This window comes from Saccharopolyspora rhizosphaerae (assembly GCF_003931915.1).
GTDB classification, from domain to species: Bacteria; Actinomycetota; Actinomycetes; order Mycobacteriales; family Pseudonocardiaceae; genus Saccharopolyspora; species Saccharopolyspora rhizosphaerae.
Map to the genome: position 1 here is coordinate 26,088 of NZ_RSAA01000026.1, position 17,060 is coordinate 43,147.

Below are 17,060 nucleotides of genomic sequence, written 5' to 3' on the forward strand. Positions count from 1 at the left end.
AGTCACTTCTTCTTCTCGTCCTCGTCGTCGACGATCTCGGCGTCGACCACGTCGTCGTCCTTCGCCGAGGAGCTGGAGCCCTCACCAGCACCGGCCTCGCCCGCGGCGTCACCGGCGGCACCGCCCGCGGCGGCCGCACCGGCGTCGGCGTAGAGGGCCTGGCCCAGCGCCTGCGACTCGGTCGCCAGCTTCTCCACCGAGCTGCTGATGGCGTCGACGTCCTCGCCCTTCAGGGCCTCGTTGACCTCGTCGATCGCGCCCTTGACCTTGGTCTTGGTCTCGTCGGGCAGCTGCTCGTCGTTCTCCTTGAGGACCTTCTCGGTCTGGTAGACGAGGGTCTCGGCCTGGTTGCGGGCCTCGGCCTCCTCGCGACGCTTGCGGTCCTCCTCGGCGTGCGCCTCGGCGTCGGAGACCATCCGCTCGATGTCCTCCTTCGGCAGCGCGGAGCCACCGGTGATGGTCATCGACTGCTCCTTGCCGGTGCCGAGGTCCTTGGCGGAGACGTGCACGATGCCGTTGGCGTCGATGTCGAAGGTGACCTCGATCTGCGGGACGCCGCGCGGCGCCGGCGGCAGGCCGGTCAGCTCGAACATGCCGAGCTTCTTGTTGTGCGCGGCGATCTCGCGCTCACCCTGGAAGACCTGGATCTGCACCGACGGCTGGTTGTCGTCGGCGGTGGTGAAGGTCTCCGAGCGCTTGGTCGGGATCGTGGTGTTGCGCTCGATCAGCTTCGTCATGATGCCGCCCTTGGTCTCGATGCCCAGGGACAGCGGCGTGACGTCGAGCAGCAGGACGTCCTTGACCTCACCGCGCAGCACACCGGCCTGCAGCGAGGCACCCACGGCGACGACCTCGTCGGGGTTGACGCCCTTGTTCGGCTCCTTGCCGGCGGTCAGGTCCTTGACCAGGTCCGAGACGGCCGGCATGCGGGTGGAACCACCGACGAGCACGACGTGGTCGATCTCGGAGAGGTTGATGCCGGCGTCACGGATGACGGACTCGAACGGCTTGCGGCAGCGCTCGAGCAGGTCCGAGGTGATCCGCTGGAACTCGGCGCGCGACAGCGTCTCGTCGAGGAACAGCGGGTTCTTGTCGGCGTCGACCGTGATGTACGGCAGGTTGATGCTGGCCGTCGAGGACGAGGACAGCTCGATCTTGGCCTTCTCAGCGGCTTCCTTGATCCGCTGCATGGCCATGCGGTCCTTGGTCAGGTCGATGCCGTTGGACGACTTGAACTTCTCGACCAGCCACTCGACGATGCGCTCGTCCCAGTCGTCACCACCGAGGTGGTTGTCACCGGAGGTGGCGCGGACCTCGACGACGCCCTCACCGATCTCCAGCAGCGAGACGTCGAAGGTGCCGCCACCGAGGTCGAAGACCAGGATGGTCTGTTCCTTCTCGCCCTTGTCCAGGCCGTAGGCCAGGGCCGCGGCTGTCGGCTCGTTGACGATGCGCAGCACGTTGAGGCCGGCGATCTGGCCGGCTTCCTTGGTGGCCTGGCGCTGGGCGTCCTCGAAGTAGGCGGGGACGGTGATGACCGCGTCGGTCACGTCCTCGCCCAGGTAGGACTCGGCGTCGCGCTTGAGCTTCATCAGGACACGCGCGGAGATCTCCTGCGGCGTGTAGTCCTTGTCGTCGATGCCGACCTTCCAGTCGGTGCCCATGTGCCGCTTGACCGACCGGATGGTGCGGTCCACGTTGGTGACCGCCTGGTTCTTCGCAGGCTGACCGGTGAGGATCTCGCCGTTCTTCGCGAAGGCCACGATGGACGGCGTGGTCCGCGAGCCCTCGGAGTTGGCGATAACCGTCGGTTCACCGCCCTCCAGGACGGAAACGACGGAGTTGGTCGTCCCCAGGTCGATACCGACCGCTCGCGCCATGGGTGGTTCCTCCAGTACTAGTCCAGTCCGCTCAAGCACCGGCGGCGCTTGAGCCTTGCTCGCTCAAGTTTTACCCACGACCCCGGCGCACCGTCAAACGGGTTGAGCAGGGGTCGCTCAAGCTTTCTGCCACGCCAACGCGTGACCAGGTGCGGAGGTTCCCGGGGGCGCCCCTTCGTGACGCAGCCGACAGGCCCGGCGCGCCGGACGAGGGGTGCGACCGGCCGCGCCCGTCCGATCGCACCCCTCCGCACCCCAGCACGAGCCCGAGGGACCTACGAGCGGACGCGGATGTCCCCGCTCCCGCTGGAGAGCTCCAGGTGCCGCTCCGCCGCCGGGTCCTGCGCGACACCGAGTTCGACGTCACCGCTGCCGGTGCTGGACTCGACGCGGTAGCGCTCCGCCGGTACGGACAGGTCGATCTCCCCGCTGCCCGTCGTCAGCGCGGCGTGGCGCGGACGGGTCAGCCGCAGCCGGACGTCGCCGGACCGGCTCTCCGCGACGACGTCCTCGGAGCCGACCTCGCCGCTGATGCCGCCGCTGCCGGTCTCGGCCTCCAGCCGCCCGTCGACGCGCTCCACGTCGATGTCCCCCGATCCGGTGCGCGCCTCGACCGGGCCGGACACGCCGCGGACCGACACCGAACCCGAGCCGGTGCGCACGGCCACCGGACCGGCGATGTCGGTGATGTCGATGCCCCCGGAACCGACCTCGGCGCGCACCTCGCCCATGCCCGCCACCCGCAGCCGGCCGGAGTCCAGCGTTCCCGTCACCGGCACCGGCGTGGGCAGCTCCACCTCGTAGTCGACGTGGCACCTCGGGCCGCAGTCCGCGAGGACCAGCGTGCCGCCCTCCACCCGGTGCGCGGTGCCTCCTCCGCCGTCCCAGAACCTCGCCGAGCGGTGCTGCACGACCCGGCCGCTGCCACCCGGCACGTGCCGGACCTGCACGTCACCGCTGTCCCCGGCCAGCCGGACGGCCGTGATGCGGTCCAGCTGGGTGGTCGCCTCCGACTCCGACCACGTCGGCCAGAGCAGGACAGCCCCGCCGGCCACCACCAGCACGGCACCCAGCACCGCGAGTCCCACGCGAGACATCCGGCTTCCCCCACTCCGCTCGCTCCTCTCCCCCCTCGCTACGGACGTTACTCAGGGCAGCCGCCGGAGCCATCGGGGAAATCCCCGGATCGAGCGGGTGATCAGCCGGAGTCAGCCCTGGACACCGAGGTGGTCGTAGGGCTGCATGAGGAAGCGCAAGACGGGTTCGAGGCGGTCGGCGGTGGGGGGTTCGTCGGCGATGAGGGCCTGCAGGAGCAGGCCGTCGATACCCGCGATGAAGGCGGAGACGACGGCCTCGTCGCCCTCCCGGCCGCTGTTGACGTTGCCCCGGACAAGTTCGATCCAGCGCCGCGCGGCGGGCCGCAGGGCGGGCCGGCGGGCGGCGAGCAGGTAGAGCTCGTACTCGGCGATGGTGCGCTCGCGGTGCTCGCGGATCATGCCGACGAGCAGCTCGGCGACAGCGCGCGGCCACTGGGCGTTGTCCACGACGCGGTCGCGGACCGCCGTGATCTGCTCGACCAAGGCTTCGCACCCGTCGAGCAGGCTGGCGACCAGCAGGTCGTCGATGCCGTCGAAGTAGTAGGCGATCGAGGCGGGCGGGACCCCGGCCTCGCGGGCGACGTTGCGGTGGCTGACCGCTCCGACGCCGTCGCGGGCCACGACCCGCAGGGCGGCGTCGACGATCGCCCGGCGACGACGTTCTCCCTTCAGCCGCCGTCCGTCCGTGACCTCGGTCAATGCGCGCCTCCCAGCTCCAGTGCCACGACCCCGCCGATGATGAGCGCGATGCCCGCGACCTGGACCGCGGTGATCGACTCACCCAGGAACACGGCTCCGATGATGGCCACCAGCGCGACCCCGGCCCCGGCCCAGATCGCGTAGACGACGCCGACGGGCAGGCCGAGCTTGAGCACGGCGCTCATCGCGGTGAACGCGACCGCGTAGCCGATCACGACCACCACCGAGGGCACGAGCTTGCTGAAGCCCTCGGAGAGCTTCAGCGACACCGTCCCCACCACTTCGCTGCAGATCGCCAACACCAGCAGCACGTACGCCACGAGGCCTCCTCGACAACCATCATGGGCGATCGCCCAACTTCACGAGCACACGGCTCCCCGGGCCGGGGAGGTGGACGGGATCAGTCGCGCCGCTTGCGCGGACCCTCGATGGTCATCGCCACGACGACGGCCGCCCAGATGACGATCGGGAACGCGGGCCAGAAGAACGCGAGCTCCCCGGAGGCGACCGAGGTCACGCCCCAGATCGCGATCATGACGACGGCGGCTCCGGCCCAGTCCCGCCACTCCTTGGAGAGCGTGGCCTTGTGCTCCTCGCGCGCAGCGACCTCAGCGGAGGGCTCGGGTTCGGGGAGGTCCTCGACGAGCGGCTCCAGCTCACCGATCGTCGTCGCGCCGTAGGCGCTGCGCAGCCGATCGTCGTACTCGGTGATGCTCAGCCGACCCTCGTCGAGCGCAGCGCGCAGCCGCTCGACCACGCGCTCCCGGTCGGCGTCGGAGGCGCGCATGCGCCCCTCGTCCGGATCGACCACGGTCCTCACCCCCAGTGCGGTTCACCCGAACGCGACACCCGGCCCGTCGACCACGTGGCGAAAATCGCACATCCTGCCGCCCGGTTCCCCTTGATCGAGAACGCCGACGCGGCCGAACCAGACGCCCGTCCAACGCGCCCCGGGCGTTCAACAGCGACAACTCCTGAACCACCCGGTACCGCGGACGGCCGTGCGCGGGTCGTCGCGACCCTCACAGTAGCAGAAAACTGAACGACCGCCCAAGTAGTTTTTCGACCAAGGGTCTCGCAGAATCACCGTCTGTTCCCGAATTCACGCCCCGGCCCCCGTGGTTACCAGCGGGTAACAGGGCGTACGCTCCCCAAACGGACAACCCCCGAAACAGGAGGCCGCGAGCATGGGTGCTGTACAGATCACGCTTGGCGCGATCTCGGTCGCGCTCGGCGTCGTCGCGTGGAGCATGTTCGCCATGACCATCGCCCGATTCGTGCGGATCATCCGCCTCGGGCAACCCGACGGCACCCGGAACGGTCCGGCTCTGGCGCGTCTGGCCACGCTGGTCAAGGAGTTCGCCGCGCACACCCGGATGAACAAGTTCCGCAACGTCGGGATCTGGCACTGGCTGGTCATGTGGGGCTTCCTGCTCGGCTCCCTTGCCCTGTTCGAGGCCTACGGCGAGGTCTTCGTCCCGACCTGGGGCTGGCCGATCCTCGACCACCTGGCGATCTACCACTTCCTGATGGAGGTCCTGGGCGTCGGCACGGTCGTCGGCATCCTGGTCCTGATGGCGATCCGCCAGGCGAACCACCCGCGCCGCGCGGACCGCGTCTCGCGCTTCCAGGGCTCCAACTTCGCCTGGGCCTACTTCATCGAGGCCGTGGTGCTCATCGAGGGCATCGGCATCCTCGGTGTCCGCGCCGCCAAGGCCGCGCTGGGCGTGCACGAGATGCCGCTGTGGGCCGAGTTCGTCTCCGGCCCGGTCGGCAGCCTGCTGCCGGCCAGCGAGGACCTGGTCTCGGTGTTCGCCTTCATCAAGCTGATGAGCGCCACCGTCTGGCTGATCGTGGTCGCCCGCACGATGACCATGGGTGTCGCCTGGCACCGCTTCAGCGCCTTCTTCAACATCTACTTCAAGCGCGAGGACGACGGTGACGTCGCGCTCGGCGGCCTCAAGCCGATGATGTCCGGTGGCAAGCCGCTGGACTTCGAGGAAGCGGACCCGGACACCGACGTGTTCGGCGCCGGCAAGGTCGAGGACTTCTCCTGGAAGGGCTGGCTGGACTTCACGACCTGCACCGAGTGCGGTCGCTGCCAGTCGCAGTGCCCGGCGTGGAACACCGGCAAGCCGCTGTCGCCGAAGATGCTGATCACCCAGCTGCGCGACCACGCCTACACCAAGGCCCCGTACCTGCTGGCCGGCGGCAGCAAGGACATGGCGGGCGACGAGGTCGGCATCACCGGTGACGGCGCCGAGGAGAAGCTGGGCAAGATCGACGCGCTGGCGCTGGCCGAGGCCGAGCGGCCGCTGGTCGGTGGCCCGGAGGAGATGGGCGTCATCGACCCCGAGGTCCTCTGGTCCTGCACCTCCTGCGGTGCCTGCGTCGAGCAGTGCCCGGTGGACATCGAGCACGTCGACCACATCGTCGACATGCGCCGCTACCAGGTCATGATCGAGTCGAACTTCCCGACCGAGCTGGGCGGGATGTTCAAGAACCTGGAGAACAAGGGCAACCCGTGGGGCCAGAACGCCAAGGACCGCCTCGCGTGGACCGAGGACCTGGACTTCGAGGTGCCGGTCTTCGACGGTGAGCTCGCCGAGGACGACGAGTACCTGTTCTGGGTCGGCTGCGCCGGTGCCTTCGAGGACCGCGCGAAGAAGACGACCCAGGCCGTCGCCGAGCTGCTGCACATGGCGGGCGTGAAGTACAAGGTGCTGGGCCCGGAGGAGACCTGCACCGGTGACCCGGCCCGCCGCGCGGGCAACGAGTTCATCTTCCAGATGATGGCCCAGCAGAACGTCGAGGTCCTGAACAGCGTGTTCGAGGGCCGCGAGCCGGGCAAGCGCAAGATCGTCGCCACCTGCGCGCACTGCTTCAACAGCCTTGCCAACGAGTACGGCGAGCTCGGCGGTGACTACGAGGTCGTGCACCACACCCAGCTGCTCAACAAGCTGGTGCGGGAGAAGCGCCTGACCCCGGTCGCCCCGGTCGCCGAGGACGTGACCTACCACGACCCCTGCTTCCTGGGACGGCACAACAAGGTCTACACGCCGCCGCGCGACCTGGTCGGCGCCGCGGGCGCGACCTTCCGCGAGATGCCGCGGCACCAGGAGCGCTCCATGTGCTGCGGTGCCGGCGGTGCCCGCATGTGGATGGAGGAGCGCATCGGCAAGCGGATCAACCTGGAGCGCGTCGACGAGGCCCTGGGCACCGCCCCCTCGAAGATCGCCACGGGCTGCCCGTTCTGCAAGGTGATGCTCTCCGACGGTGTGACGACCCGGAAGAGCGAGCAGGTCGCCAACGAGTCCGTCGAGGTCCTCGACGTCGCCCAGCTGCTGCTCAACGCCGTCAAGCGCGGCGACGAGCAGAAGGACGGCGCGGCCGAGGCCGAAACCGCGACCAGCTGACGGCTCCGAGCTGAGAAGGGCGCCTCCCGCCGCGGGAGGCGCCCTTCTTCGTGTCAGCGGCCGGTTGTCAGCGGTCGCGAGGTCGGTCAGGGACCGCCACCAGGACTCGCCGGAGAAGGTGAGGAACGCCGGTGTTCGCGCTCGTCGAGCCCCTCGCCGCGGTTCCCTCTTCGAGCAACGCGACCTCGACGCGGGCCGCGCCCCCGCACCACGACTGCTCTTGCGCCGCCGGGCTCGTGGTTCCCGCACCGTCTCCCGTACGAGCAGTCGGGCACCCGCCGACTGATGAGCACAACCGGATCCTCGGGCGCTCACAGTGCTCGCCGCATCCGCTCGAAGGTCGACACGGTCCTCGACACCCACTTCGGCTGCGAGGCGGTGAGCGGCGCCCCTGCCGGACTTCAGCGGTCCGCGAGGTCGGAGAGGAACCGTCGCCAGGATCCAGCGGAGGAGGTGAGCACCCCGGGGCCCGGACTCTTGTCGAGTCCCTCACCGCCACGGCTGCTCCCGCGTAGGCGACCCGGCGCAACGTCACCGCTACGACTGCTCTTGCGCCCCTGGGGTTCCGGAAGCTCCACAGGTCTCGCGCCCTCACTCGTCCTGGCACTCGGCAGGACCTGCAGCTCCACTGTCGACAAGTCCATGAATCGCGACAGCGCCACGAGCCGTGTCCGCATCACCGGAGGACCACCGATCGGTGGTAGCAGCACCGACTCATCGAACACTGCGGAGCAGTGCAGTGGTGCTTCGACGTCGTGCAGGCGAGCCCGCCGACGCATCCGCGCGGCCCCTGCTGATCTCAGGACCCAGCACGCTCACGCCCTCGAACACCGCCTGAACACCGCCCTTCGTCGCGGACGGACTTCCAGGTCGTGCTACCCGCGATTCGTGATCCCGCAGGCGTGCCACCACGGTGTGGCCTTGACCGACCTGGTCAGGTCCACCAGGCCCGGTCCGTGTCCACCGTCGAGCGCACCTCGTGCACCGACGTGGGGACCTCGCCGGGCCGGTCTCCTCGCGGCTGAGGGCACTTGTCGACTTGTCGAGCGACGGCGGCGGCCTGCTCCCGGGCGAGCCCGGCGCGAGATGACGGCGCCGGAAGGTGGGGCTGCTGCCCACGACGGTCGTGATCGCAGCGGGTACCGCCACCGGAACTTCCCTCGTGGTGATCCCGGTGGGGTGCTCCCGCCCGGACCACCGGCGGGGCCGCCCCAGGATCTTCGGCTTGACCGAGAAGAACATCGACGGAACGTCCCACCCCGACCACGTCCGGCTCTGGGGCGTGGAGCTGCGAACCCGAGCGGTCCTCCACTGAGGACGCCGACGAACGCTTCGGCCTGCTCGGCGCTCTCCTTCCCGTGAGGCACCGGAAAGCGATCGAGGGCGTTCCCCGCCCGGGGAACGCCCTCGATCGATCGCTGAGGAGGTCAGCTGCCCATCTCCTCCAGGGAGCGGCCGTTGGTCTCCTTCAGGTACTTGACCACGAACACCACCGACAGCGCCGCGAACGCCGCGTAGATGAAGTACGTGACCGGCAGGTTCCAGTCCCGCATGCTCGGGAAGCTCACCGTCACCAGCCAGTTCGCGACCCAGTTCGTCGCCGTGCCCAGTGCCAGCGCGGCGGCGCGGATGCGGACCGGGAACATCTCGCCCAGCAGCACCCACATCACCACGCCCCAGGAGGCGGCGAAGAACAGCACGAACGCGCTCGCCGAGATCAGCGCGACCACACCCCACTGCGGGGGCAGGACGGCGTCCTCGCCGACGACCTCGGCGAAGCTGAACGCCCAGCCGGTCACGGCCAGCGACACCGTCATGCCCACCGAGCCGATCACCAGCAGCGGCTTGCGGCCGATCTTGTCGACCAGCGCGATCGCCACCAGGGTGCCGATGATGTTCACGATCGAGGTGAACAGGCTCAGCAGCAGCGAGCTCTCCTCGTCGATGCCGACCGAGTGCCACAGCGACGACGAGTAGTAGAAGATCACGTTGATGCCGACGAACTGCTGCAACGCAGCGATCGCCATGCCGACCCAGACGATCGGCAGCACGCCGAACCTGCCGCGCAGGTCGCTCAGCTTCGGCTTCTGCTCGCCCAGCGCGGCCTGGATCTCGGCGATCTTGGCGTCCACGTCACCAGCTTCGATCTTGCTCAGCACGTCCCGCGCCTGGTCGACCTCGCCGGCCGCCACCAGGTAGCGCGGGGACTCCGGGATCGACGAGGCGACCACGAGGTAGACGATCGCCGGGATCGCCGCCACGCCCAGCATCCACTGCCACGCCTGGATCGGACCGAGCATCCCGGACGCGCTGCCGCCCGCGAACGCCGCCAGGCCGTAGTTGACCAGCTGGGACACCGCGATGCCGAGCACGATCGCCAACTGCTGCAACGCCGAGAGCCTGCCCCGGTACTGCGCGGGTGCCACCTCGGCGATGTAAGCCGGGGCGATCACCGAGGCGATGCCGATGGCGACACCGCCCACCACGCGCCAGATGGCCAGGTCCCAGATCGCGAAGGGAACGGCCGACCCGATGGCGCTGATGATGAACAGCACGGCCGCCAGCTGCATGACCCGGATGCGACCGATCCGGTCTGCCAGACCACCCGCGATGCCGGCACCCACGGCCGACCCCAGCAGCGCCGACGACACGGTCACACCCGTCATCGCCGATCCGACACCGAAGTGCTCCTGGATCGCGTCGACACCCCCGTTGATGACGGAGGTGTCGTATCCGAACAAGAAGCCGCCGAGAGCCGCAGCTCCCGCGATCATCACCACGTGCCCGAGCTTGGCGGTTCCGCCCGAGGCACGCGTCTGCAATGCGGACATCGATACTCCCGCTTACCCACACGCCGATCCGCCCCGTTGCGGGATCGTTCCAGAGCGCCGGGCGGAGGGGATCGTAAGTTCTGAACCCGCACTTGCCTTGTTCGATTCAGGGTGATCTGGCCCACCCAGGACAAATCTGCAGGCGACAGCACCTACCTGGGAAAACGTCACACCGACTGGGAACGCGCAGGGTCACCGGCCGGTTCCGCGCCGCATCCGCGCCCCACCCGCGCAACCACCCCGGGGCGCTCACTGCCGCGAAGCCGCTCTCGAGCCTGGGGCGGCGCCGGCCGCCCGAGCACTTCGTTCGACCTTCGCGCGAACGTCGACGAGGCTCCTCGGGCGTCGAAGTTCGCGAGAAGATCGACGGGGCCTGCGTGACCCGGGTGTTCGCCTGGGCAGCGCGACGGCCGGGGCTCAGCGGCGGGTGTCGGTGACCTTGAAGTTCAGGTAGGCGCGCGAGGAGGTCGGGCCGCGCTGCCCCTGGTACCGCGAGCCCGCTTCCTTCGACCCGTACGGGAAGTCGGCGGGGCTGGACAGGCGCAGCAGGCACAGCTGCCCGATCTTCATCCCCGGCCACAAGGTGATCGGCAGGTTCGCCACGTTCGACAGCTCCAGCGTGATGTGGCCGCTGAAGCCCGGATCGATGAAACCGGCCGTGGAGTGCGTGAGCAGACCCAGCCGCCCCAGCGACGACTTGCCCTCCAGCCGGCTGGCCAGGTCATCGGGGAGCTTCACCGATTCGAAGGTCGACCCCAGCACGAACTCACCGGGGTGCAGCACGAACGGCTCGTCTTCGGCGGTTTCGACCAGGGAGGTCAGCTCGTCCTGCTGCTTCGACGGATCGATGTGGGTGTACCGGGTGTTGTCGAAGACCCGGAAGTAGCGGTCCAACCGCACGTCGATGCTCGACGGCTGGATCATCGACGGGTCGAACGGATCCAGTTCGAGACGTCCTCGGTCGAGCTCTTCACGCAGGTCCCGATCACTCAGCAGCACGCGACAAGGGTATCGGGAGCCGATGTCGATCTTCCTCACCCACCGTGCTAATCTACGCAACGTCGGACGGCGAACACCGTCCCGGCGACTGCGGATGTAGTTCAATGGTAGAACATCAGCTTCCCAAGCTGAGAACGCGGGTTCGATTCCCGTCATCCGCTCCGTTCGAAGTTCTCGCAGGTCAGCAGGGCTCCTCTCCGCTCTTGGAGGGGAGCCCTGCTGCATGTCGCGGGGTCTGCTCAGCCGCTGACCGCGTCGACGGTGTCGAGGCCCGCCCACGGGAGGTCTTCGCCGGGCCCGTTCAGCGCTCCCGCGGCGGCCCCACCCAGGCAGGCACCGCAAGCCGCTGCACATCACCCACGCCACCTCACTGCGCGCTCCCGCGATCCGGATGACCACGAACGGTAGGACCAACCACGCCACCGAGCCAGTGGTTTCCCCTTCGGCGCAGGCGGATGCTGCCTAGACTCGTCGCATGGCGGACGCGCACAGCTACGACGTCGCGATCGAGTGGACCGGCAACCTCGGGACCGGCACCGATCACTACCGTTCCTTCAGCCGCGCGCACGAGATCATCGCGGAGGGCAAGGACCCGATCGCGGCCTCCGCGGACCCGGCCTTCCGAGGTGACCCCTCCCGCTGGAACCCGGAAGAACTGCTGGTCGCCACGGTCGCCCAGTGCCACATGCTCTGGTTCCTCCACCTGTGCTCGACCGCCGGAGTGACCGTCGTCGACTACGAGGACCACGCCCACGGCGTCATGACGATGGACGAGCACGGCGGTGGCGGACAGCTGACCGAGGTCACGCTCCGCCCCGAGGTGACCGTCACCGAGCAGTTCATGGTCGACAAGGCCAACGCCTTGCACGACACGATCGACGAGGTCTGCTTCATCGCCCGATCGGTGAACTTCCCGATCCGCTACGAACCCCGGGCCCACACCGTGTGAGCGGCCGTCATCCCAGGGGGAGGACCAGTCCTTCGTCCGCGGCGAGCACGGTGCCGTCGAACTCCGAGCGCGCTGCGGCCACCGCTTCTCCGCGGTCGTTGCCCGGCCAGAAGTGCGTGAGCACCAACTCCCGGGCCCCTGCGCGCCGAGCCCACTCGCCCGCTTCCCGCGCGGTCAGCAGGTTCTCCCGGCCGACCCGTGGCGTCGACGATGAACACGTCGGCGTCCCGGCCTAGTTCGACGAGCTCCGGGGCCGGACCGGTGTCCCCGGTGTAGGCCACGGTGGCACCGCCCGCGCTCAGGCGGACTCCTGCGCTGGGCACGAAGTGCGGGAGCGCGATGCCGGTCAGCTCGAACGGCCCCCACCGGTACGTCCCGGGCAGCGGGCGCACGTCGAAGACCTCGCGCAGGTCGACATCGGGTTCCACACCGGCGAGCCGGTCCAGCACGCCAGGTGGGCAGTACAACGGCAGCCTCGGCCCACCGGAGAAGTACCGAGCGCGGAACAAGCCGTGCGGGTCGACGCAGTGGTCGGGGTGTTCGTGCGTGATCACCACCGCGTCGATCCGGCCGTCCGGCCAGTGCTCGAGCACCCTCGGCAACGTCGCGTAGCCGAGGTCGAGGACGATGCGGTGTCCGGCCCAGTCCACGGCGAACCCGCTGCACGCGCGCCCGGGTTCCGGGAAGGCGGCGCAGCTGCCGAGCACCGTCACCCTCGGGGGCACCGCTCCTCCAGGGCGACCAGGGGGAGTGTGGTGCCGGATTCGTCGATGCGCGCACCCAAGGTGCGCTCGAGGACGGGACGCAGCTTCGCCCAGGCGCGCGGGTTCCTCGCCGCGTAGCGGCGGAGGGTTGCCGTCGCCTCCGCGGGTGGCAGCCTGCGGGCCGTCACCGGAATGCGCGTCCGCGCGCCGGTGGACACGAACGCCTCCGGGTGGGCGTCGAGGTTGCGCAACCACTGGGCCTGCTCGCCGAAGCCGGAGGCCACGACGTAGCCGGAGTCGGTGCGGTCCACGACTTCCAGCACCGCGGAGCGGGGCTGCCGGGACTTCCGGCCGAGGTGCTCCAGCAACAGCAAGCGCGTGCCGAAGACCCACCCCAGGCGCGCCCGGAACAACCAGATCGGGGCGCGCACCAGCCACCGGGTGCGCAGCAGCCTCTCGGCGAGGTTCGCGTCCTTGCCCGAGTTCGTCATCTCCAGCCCTCCGCTCCGCGGTCCTGCTCGCCCCAGCAGAACACGATCCCCGTGTCGCGGACATGATTTCTCGACCGGAAACCCGGTGGACGGGACTGCGAAGATGGTCGGGTTCTGGACTGGGAGAAGGGGGAACGGTGGATCCGCGGGACGTCGATGCGAGCAGGTTCGCCGAAGAGGCGCTGGCGAAGGGCCAGCCGACCGGGTGGTTCGAGCCGCTCTACGCCGCCGCGTCGGGCGGGGAGGCCGTGGTGCCCTGGGACTGGGAGGAGCCGCACGCGTTGCTGCCCGAGTGGGGACGCGAGGTGGACGGTTCCGGCCGGTCGGCGCTGGTCGTCGGCTGCGGTTACGGCCGGGACGCCGAGTTCCTCGCCTCGCTGGGATTCCGGACCACGGCGTTCGACATCTCCGACACCGCGGTCCGCGAAGCTCGCGCGCGCCACGCGGACTCCTCGGTCGAGTACGTGACGGCGGACCTCTTGAACCCTCCGGCGGAGTGGGTCGGCGGGTTCGACCTCGTCCTGGAATCGATCACCGTGCAGTCGATGCCGCTGTCCTTGCGCGCGGAGGCGACCCGACGGGTCGCGGAGGTGGTCGCGCCGGGCGGTCGGTTGCTGGTGATCTCCGGCGTCCGCGCCGAAGGCGCGGAGGTCGACGGCCCGCCGTGGCCCTTGACCCGCAGCGAGGTCGAGGCCTTCGCCGGCGGTGACCTGAAGGCGGACCGGATCGAGGAGTTGCCGCTGCCGGCGAACCCGGAGGTGCGCTCCTGGCGAGCCCTCTTCACCCGGGCGGCGCCCGGAGACTGACCACTGCTCGGCGGGCCCCCACGCGGGCCCGCCGAGCAGGGTTCTTCACAGGTCGAAGACGACGCCGGTCTTGACCTGCAGAGTGCAGCTGTTGGAGAAGGTCTGGGAGTAGCTGATCTCCTTGCCGCGCCACTTGCCCTCGATCTTCGCCGTGACCGGCTGGTACTCCATGGTGCAGACCTTCGACACGTTCGCCTGCATCGCGGAGACGTTGCCGTTGACCTTCTCGAGCTCCTCGCAGGCCTTCGAGGCGTTCTTGTGGGTGCCGCCGGCCGGCTGGCACGTGAGCTCACCGCGCTTGTTCGCGGTGAGCACCTTGCTCTCGACGGTCAGGCGCATGGAGCTCTCGGCGGGCGCCGCGGTGGCGATCCCGGGGACGACGGCGGTTCCGGCGATGAGCGCCGACGCCAGGAGCACTCGACGAGTCAGTTTCGCAAACACCGTTCCTCAACTCTCCTGTTGCAGGATGTCGGTACAGCTGGGACTGGGGGCGAGAAATCGTTGCGCGACAACGGGTTCTCACGAACGATCGGACCGGTGGAGGGATCGTCCACACCGGATGCGCGAACGCTACAGCATTACCCGACGTAGCTTCGTCTCACCCAAATCGGTGACATGGCAACGAACTTGACGCATCAGTAGTAATCACACCACTGAGGACATCTCATTCGATCTAGCTCTCCCTCGGGAACTCGAGCCCGGTTCCCGGTGAACCGGGTCGCGGAAACCCAGTGAAATCCGATCACCGACCACCCGCAACTGCTGGCGACAGCAACGACACGTCCCACGGTGACCGGTGGAGGTGCGCAGGGGGCCGCACCTCCCACCATCGTGGGCGAGGCGCACCCCCAGCGCGGTCGGCGGCTGCGAAGAGTGCCACCCCCACGCCCTTCCGCGCCAAGTGGTTTCGCGCTTCTGGCGGCGAAGACGCTCCCGCTCGGGTGGCTCTGCGGACGTGGACCCGGGCAGGCGTCCTCGTCCCCGCCCGTCCCGGTGCTGCTCGCGGGTGGAGCGTCGTACCCGGCGCATAACGTGCTCCTGGTGACCGACCACGACCGCACAGCCGCGTCCTACGACCGCATCGCCGCCGACTACGCCCAGCACTTCGCCGACGAGATCGACGCACTCCCCGTGGACAGGTCGATGCTCACCGCGTTCGCCGAGCTCACCTCCGGGCCCGTGGCCGACGTCGGCTGCGGCACCGGCAACGCCACCGCGGTCCTGCACCGGCTGGGGGTCGACGTGTTCGGCGTGGACATCGCCGGGGAGATGCTCGAGCACGCCCGCGAGCGGCTCCCGGGAGTCCGGTTCACGCAGGGCTCGATGTCCGAGCTCGACATGCCGGAGGAGTCCCTGGGCGGAATCGTCTCCTGGTACTCGATCGTCCACACGGCGTTCGCGGACCTGCCCGGCGCCTTCACCGAGTTCGCCCGCGTCCTGGCCCCGGGCGGGCACCTCCTTCTGGCGTTCCAGACCGGCGGCGCCACTCACCACCTCACCGAGGCCTTCGAGGAGCGGGTCGACCTCGCGTTCCTCCGCCACGAGCCCGAGGAGGTCGCCGACCTCCTCGCCCGCGCGGGCCTCTCCCCTCGCGCCACCCTCGTCCGCCAACCCGACGGCGAACGCACACCCCAAGCCTTCCTCCTCGCCCGCAAACCCCGCTGAAACCCACCTCCCGCCGCGGTGGAACGACGTGGAGAGCTGGCGTTGTCAGGTGGTGGTGCCAGGCTTGCCGCGTGGACGCGAAGCAGTTCGACTGGAACCAGGCCCTGCGGGAGCAGTGGGAGTGGCACTGGGGCAACCAGGTGCGTTCCCGCCTAGAGGGGCTCAACGACGAGGAGTACTTCTGGACACCGGTCCCGCACGCGTGGAGCGTGCGGCCCCGCGGGACCTCGACGGCGCAGATCCAGGCCGGGGCCGGGGACTTCACGCTCGACTACGGCTTCCCCGCACCCGACCCGGCCCCCTTCACCACCATCGCCTGGCGGCTGGCGCACGTCATCGTCGGTGTCCTCGCCCTGCGCAACGCCACCCACTTCGGCGCCCCCGGAGTGGACTTCGACTCGTGGGAGTACGCCGGGGACGCGGCCACCGCCCTCCACCAGCTTGAGGCGCAACTCGACGTCTGGCTCACCGGGGTCCGCGGGCTCAACGAGGCCCAGCTCCGCGAACCCGTCGGGGACGCGGAGCCCTTCCCCGACGCCCCGATGGCCGAGCTGGTGCTGCACATCCACCGCGAGCTGATCCACCACCTGTCCGAGGTCTGCCTGATCCGCGACCTCTACGCGCACAGCGCGAGGTAGGAGTTCCGCTCCCGGCGTTCGCACTGCTTGAATCGGGGCGTGACTTCCCCACCGCACGTCATCTCCAGCCGCCGCGAGATCGCTGCCGACGCCGAGCGGATCTTCGAGCTGATCGCCGATCCCGCCCAGCAACCGCGCTGGGACGGCAACGACAACCTCGCCGAAGCCCCGGAGGGCCAGCGCGTGCGCGCCACCGGTGACGTGTTCACGACCACGCTCACCAACGGCGGCGTCCGGGAGAACCACGTGGTGGAGTTCGAGGAGGGACGTCGCATCGCGTGGCGCCCGTCGGACGTGGGCCGGCCGGAGCCCGGTCACCTCTGGCGCTGGGAACTCCGCCCCGTCGGCGACGGGCGCACCGAGGTCACCCACACCTACGACTGGTCGCAGCTGACCGAGGAGAAGCGCCTGGCCCGCGCTAAGGCCACCACCGAGGAGAACCTCCGCGCCTCCCTGGACCGGCTCGCCGAGGTCGCCGAAGACCGCGGCTGATCAAGCGGGGCGCAGCGAACCACCCGGCCAATGCTCACCAGCGGCGATGGCGGTGACCGGCGGGGGTATTCGCCGAGTTCCACCGGGTCTTGGCACCCGGCGGCCACGTCCCACTCGCGTTCCAGGTGGGCACGGGGTGGAGCACCGGACCGACGCCGGGCGGCACGCGGTCTCGCTCGACATCCACCACCGGCAGCCGGACCACGTCGTCGACCTCCTGGTGGCGGCCGGGCTGGAGGTCCGAGCTCGGATGCTGCGCGCGCCGGACCACGACGGCCCCTTCCCGGAGGAGAGCCCGCAGGGCTTCGTGCTGGCCAGGAAGTCCCGGAGCGCTCCCAGCGAGACCCGCTGAGCGGCACCCGCGGGGAACCGCCCCGGGCAGTTCGTCCACTG

At 69.6% G+C, this 17,060-nt stretch carries 18 protein-coding genes and 1 tRNA gene; 8 read left to right on the forward strand and 11 right to left on the reverse strand.

Going from position 1 to position 17,060, the window contains the following annotated elements; genetic code table 11:
* Window positions 1-2: 2 nt before the first annotated feature.
* From dnaK to EIL87_RS21830, 5 genes are all read right to left on the reverse strand, one after another.
* The gene (gene dnaK, locus EIL87_RS21810) at window positions 3-1,880 is read right to left on the reverse strand and encodes a molecular chaperone DnaK (RefSeq protein WP_125092461.1); all 1,878 of its coding nucleotides are present in this window, start codon (window positions 1,878-1,880) and stop codon (window positions 3-5) included.
* 275 nt (window positions 1,881-2,155) lie between these two features.
* Window positions 2,156-2,977, reverse strand: a complete 822-nt coding sequence (locus tag EIL87_RS21815; protein ID WP_125092462.1) for a DUF4097 family beta strand repeat-containing protein — start codon at window positions 2,975-2,977, stop codon at window positions 2,156-2,158.
* 111 nt (window positions 2,978-3,088) lie between these two features.
* Window positions 3,089-3,676: a TetR/AcrR family transcriptional regulator gene (locus tag EIL87_RS21820; protein WP_125092463.1), complete on the reverse strand. Its 588-nt coding sequence runs from the start codon at window positions 3,674-3,676 to the stop codon at window positions 3,089-3,091.
* Window positions 3,673-3,996 carry a DMT family transporter gene (locus EIL87_RS21825; RefSeq protein WP_125092464.1) on the reverse strand — a complete coding sequence of 108 codons (324 nt, stop codon included), beginning with the start codon at window positions 3,994-3,996 and terminating at the stop codon, window positions 3,673-3,675. The genes EIL87_RS21820 and EIL87_RS21825 overlap by 4 nt, the downstream gene beginning before the upstream one ends.
* 80 nt (window positions 3,997-4,076) lie before the next feature.
* Entirely contained in the window at window positions 4,077-4,487 is a 411-nt protein-coding gene (locus tag EIL87_RS21830) for a DUF1707 SHOCT-like domain-containing protein (RefSeq protein ID WP_125092465.1), read from the reverse strand.
* A 376-nt stretch (window positions 4,488-4,863) separates the two neighbouring features.
* Between EIL87_RS21830 and EIL87_RS21835 the strand changes: the two genes are divergently transcribed.
* Complete coding sequence (locus EIL87_RS21835) at window positions 4,864-7,092, forward strand: (Fe-S)-binding protein (RefSeq protein ID WP_125092466.1); 2,229 nt, start codon at window positions 4,864-4,866, stop codon at window positions 7,090-7,092.
* A 401-nt stretch (window positions 7,093-7,493) separates the two neighbouring features.
* Here the strand turns inward: EIL87_RS21835 and EIL87_RS27985 are convergent, their stop codons facing one another.
* From EIL87_RS27985 to dcd, 3 genes are all read right to left on the reverse strand, one after another.
* Window positions 7,494-7,871: a Scr1 family TA system antitoxin-like transcriptional regulator gene (locus EIL87_RS27985; protein WP_407690565.1), complete on the reverse strand. Its 378-nt coding sequence runs from the start codon at window positions 7,869-7,871 to the stop codon at window positions 7,494-7,496.
* A gap of 648 nt (window positions 7,872-8,519) precedes the next feature.
* Entirely contained in the window at window positions 8,520-9,923 is a 1,404-nt protein-coding gene (locus EIL87_RS21840; RefSeq protein ID WP_125092467.1) for a sugar porter family MFS transporter, read from the reverse strand.
* A 417-nt stretch (window positions 9,924-10,340) separates the two neighbouring features.
* Entirely contained in the window at window positions 10,341-10,922 is a 582-nt protein-coding gene (gene dcd / locus EIL87_RS21845) for a dCTP deaminase (RefSeq protein WP_125092468.1), read from the reverse strand.
* A gap of 90 nt (window positions 10,923-11,012) precedes the next feature.
* Here dcd and EIL87_RS21850 point away from each other — a divergent pair.
* Both EIL87_RS21850 and EIL87_RS21855 read left to right on the forward strand, forming a co-directional pair.
* Window positions 11,013-11,083, forward strand: a tRNA-Gly gene (locus EIL87_RS21850).
* Between the two features lie 314 nt (window positions 11,084-11,397).
* Entirely contained in the window at window positions 11,398-11,871 is a 474-nt protein-coding gene (locus EIL87_RS21855) for an OsmC family protein (RefSeq protein ID WP_125092469.1), read from the forward strand.
* Here the strand turns inward: EIL87_RS21855 and EIL87_RS21860 are convergent.
* Both EIL87_RS21860 and EIL87_RS21865 read right to left on the reverse strand, forming a co-directional pair.
* Window positions 11,844-12,596 carry an MBL fold metallo-hydrolase gene (locus tag EIL87_RS21860; RefSeq protein WP_325049500.1) on the reverse strand — a complete coding sequence of 251 codons (753 nt, stop codon included), beginning with the start codon at window positions 12,594-12,596 and terminating at the stop codon, window positions 11,844-11,846. The genes EIL87_RS21855 and EIL87_RS21860 overlap by 28 nt on opposite strands.
* Window positions 12,581-13,066, reverse strand: coding sequence for a nitroreductase family deazaflavin-dependent oxidoreductase (locus EIL87_RS21865; protein WP_125092470.1), 486 nt, complete (start codon window positions 13,064-13,066; stop codon window positions 12,581-12,583). The genes EIL87_RS21860 and EIL87_RS21865 overlap by 16 nt, the downstream gene beginning before the upstream one ends.
* A gap of 137 nt (window positions 13,067-13,203) precedes the next feature.
* On the opposite strand from EIL87_RS21865, the gene EIL87_RS21870 reads away from it, so the two are divergent.
* Window positions 13,204-13,872 (forward strand): class I SAM-dependent methyltransferase, encoded by a 669-nt coding sequence (locus EIL87_RS21870; RefSeq protein ID WP_233576475.1) that lies wholly within the window; start codon window positions 13,204-13,206, stop codon window positions 13,870-13,872.
* 45 nt (window positions 13,873-13,917) lie between these two features.
* Here EIL87_RS21870 and EIL87_RS21875 read toward each other — a convergent pair whose 3' ends face one another.
* Window positions 13,918-14,289, reverse strand: coding sequence for an SSI family serine proteinase inhibitor (locus EIL87_RS21875; RefSeq protein WP_125092472.1), 372 nt, complete (start codon window positions 14,287-14,289; stop codon window positions 13,918-13,920).
* A gap of 624 nt (window positions 14,290-14,913) precedes the next feature.
* Here EIL87_RS21875 and EIL87_RS21880 point away from each other — a divergent pair.
* The 4 genes from EIL87_RS21880 to EIL87_RS21895 all read left to right on the forward strand — a co-directional run bounded on the left by EIL87_RS21880 (window position 14,914) and on the right by EIL87_RS21895 (window position 17,019).
* Window positions 14,914-15,537 carry a class I SAM-dependent DNA methyltransferase gene (locus tag EIL87_RS21880; RefSeq protein ID WP_233576476.1) on the forward strand — a complete coding sequence of 208 codons (624 nt, stop codon included), beginning with the start codon at window positions 14,914-14,916 and terminating at the stop codon, window positions 15,535-15,537.
* A gap of 71 nt (window positions 15,538-15,608) precedes the next feature.
* Entirely contained in the window at window positions 15,609-16,175 is a 567-nt protein-coding gene (locus EIL87_RS21885; protein WP_125092473.1) for a DinB family protein, read from the forward strand.
* A gap of 39 nt (window positions 16,176-16,214) precedes the next feature.
* The gene (locus EIL87_RS21890) at window positions 16,215-16,667 is read left to right on the forward strand and encodes an SRPBCC family protein (protein WP_125092474.1); all 453 of its coding nucleotides are present in this window, start codon (window positions 16,215-16,217) and stop codon (window positions 16,665-16,667) included.
* Between the two features lie 136 nt (window positions 16,668-16,803).
* Window positions 16,804-17,019 (forward strand): hypothetical protein, encoded by a 216-nt coding sequence (locus EIL87_RS21895; protein WP_125092475.1) that lies wholly within the window; start codon window positions 16,804-16,806, stop codon window positions 17,017-17,019.
* The last annotated feature ends 41 nt before the right edge of the window (window positions 17,020-17,060 follow it).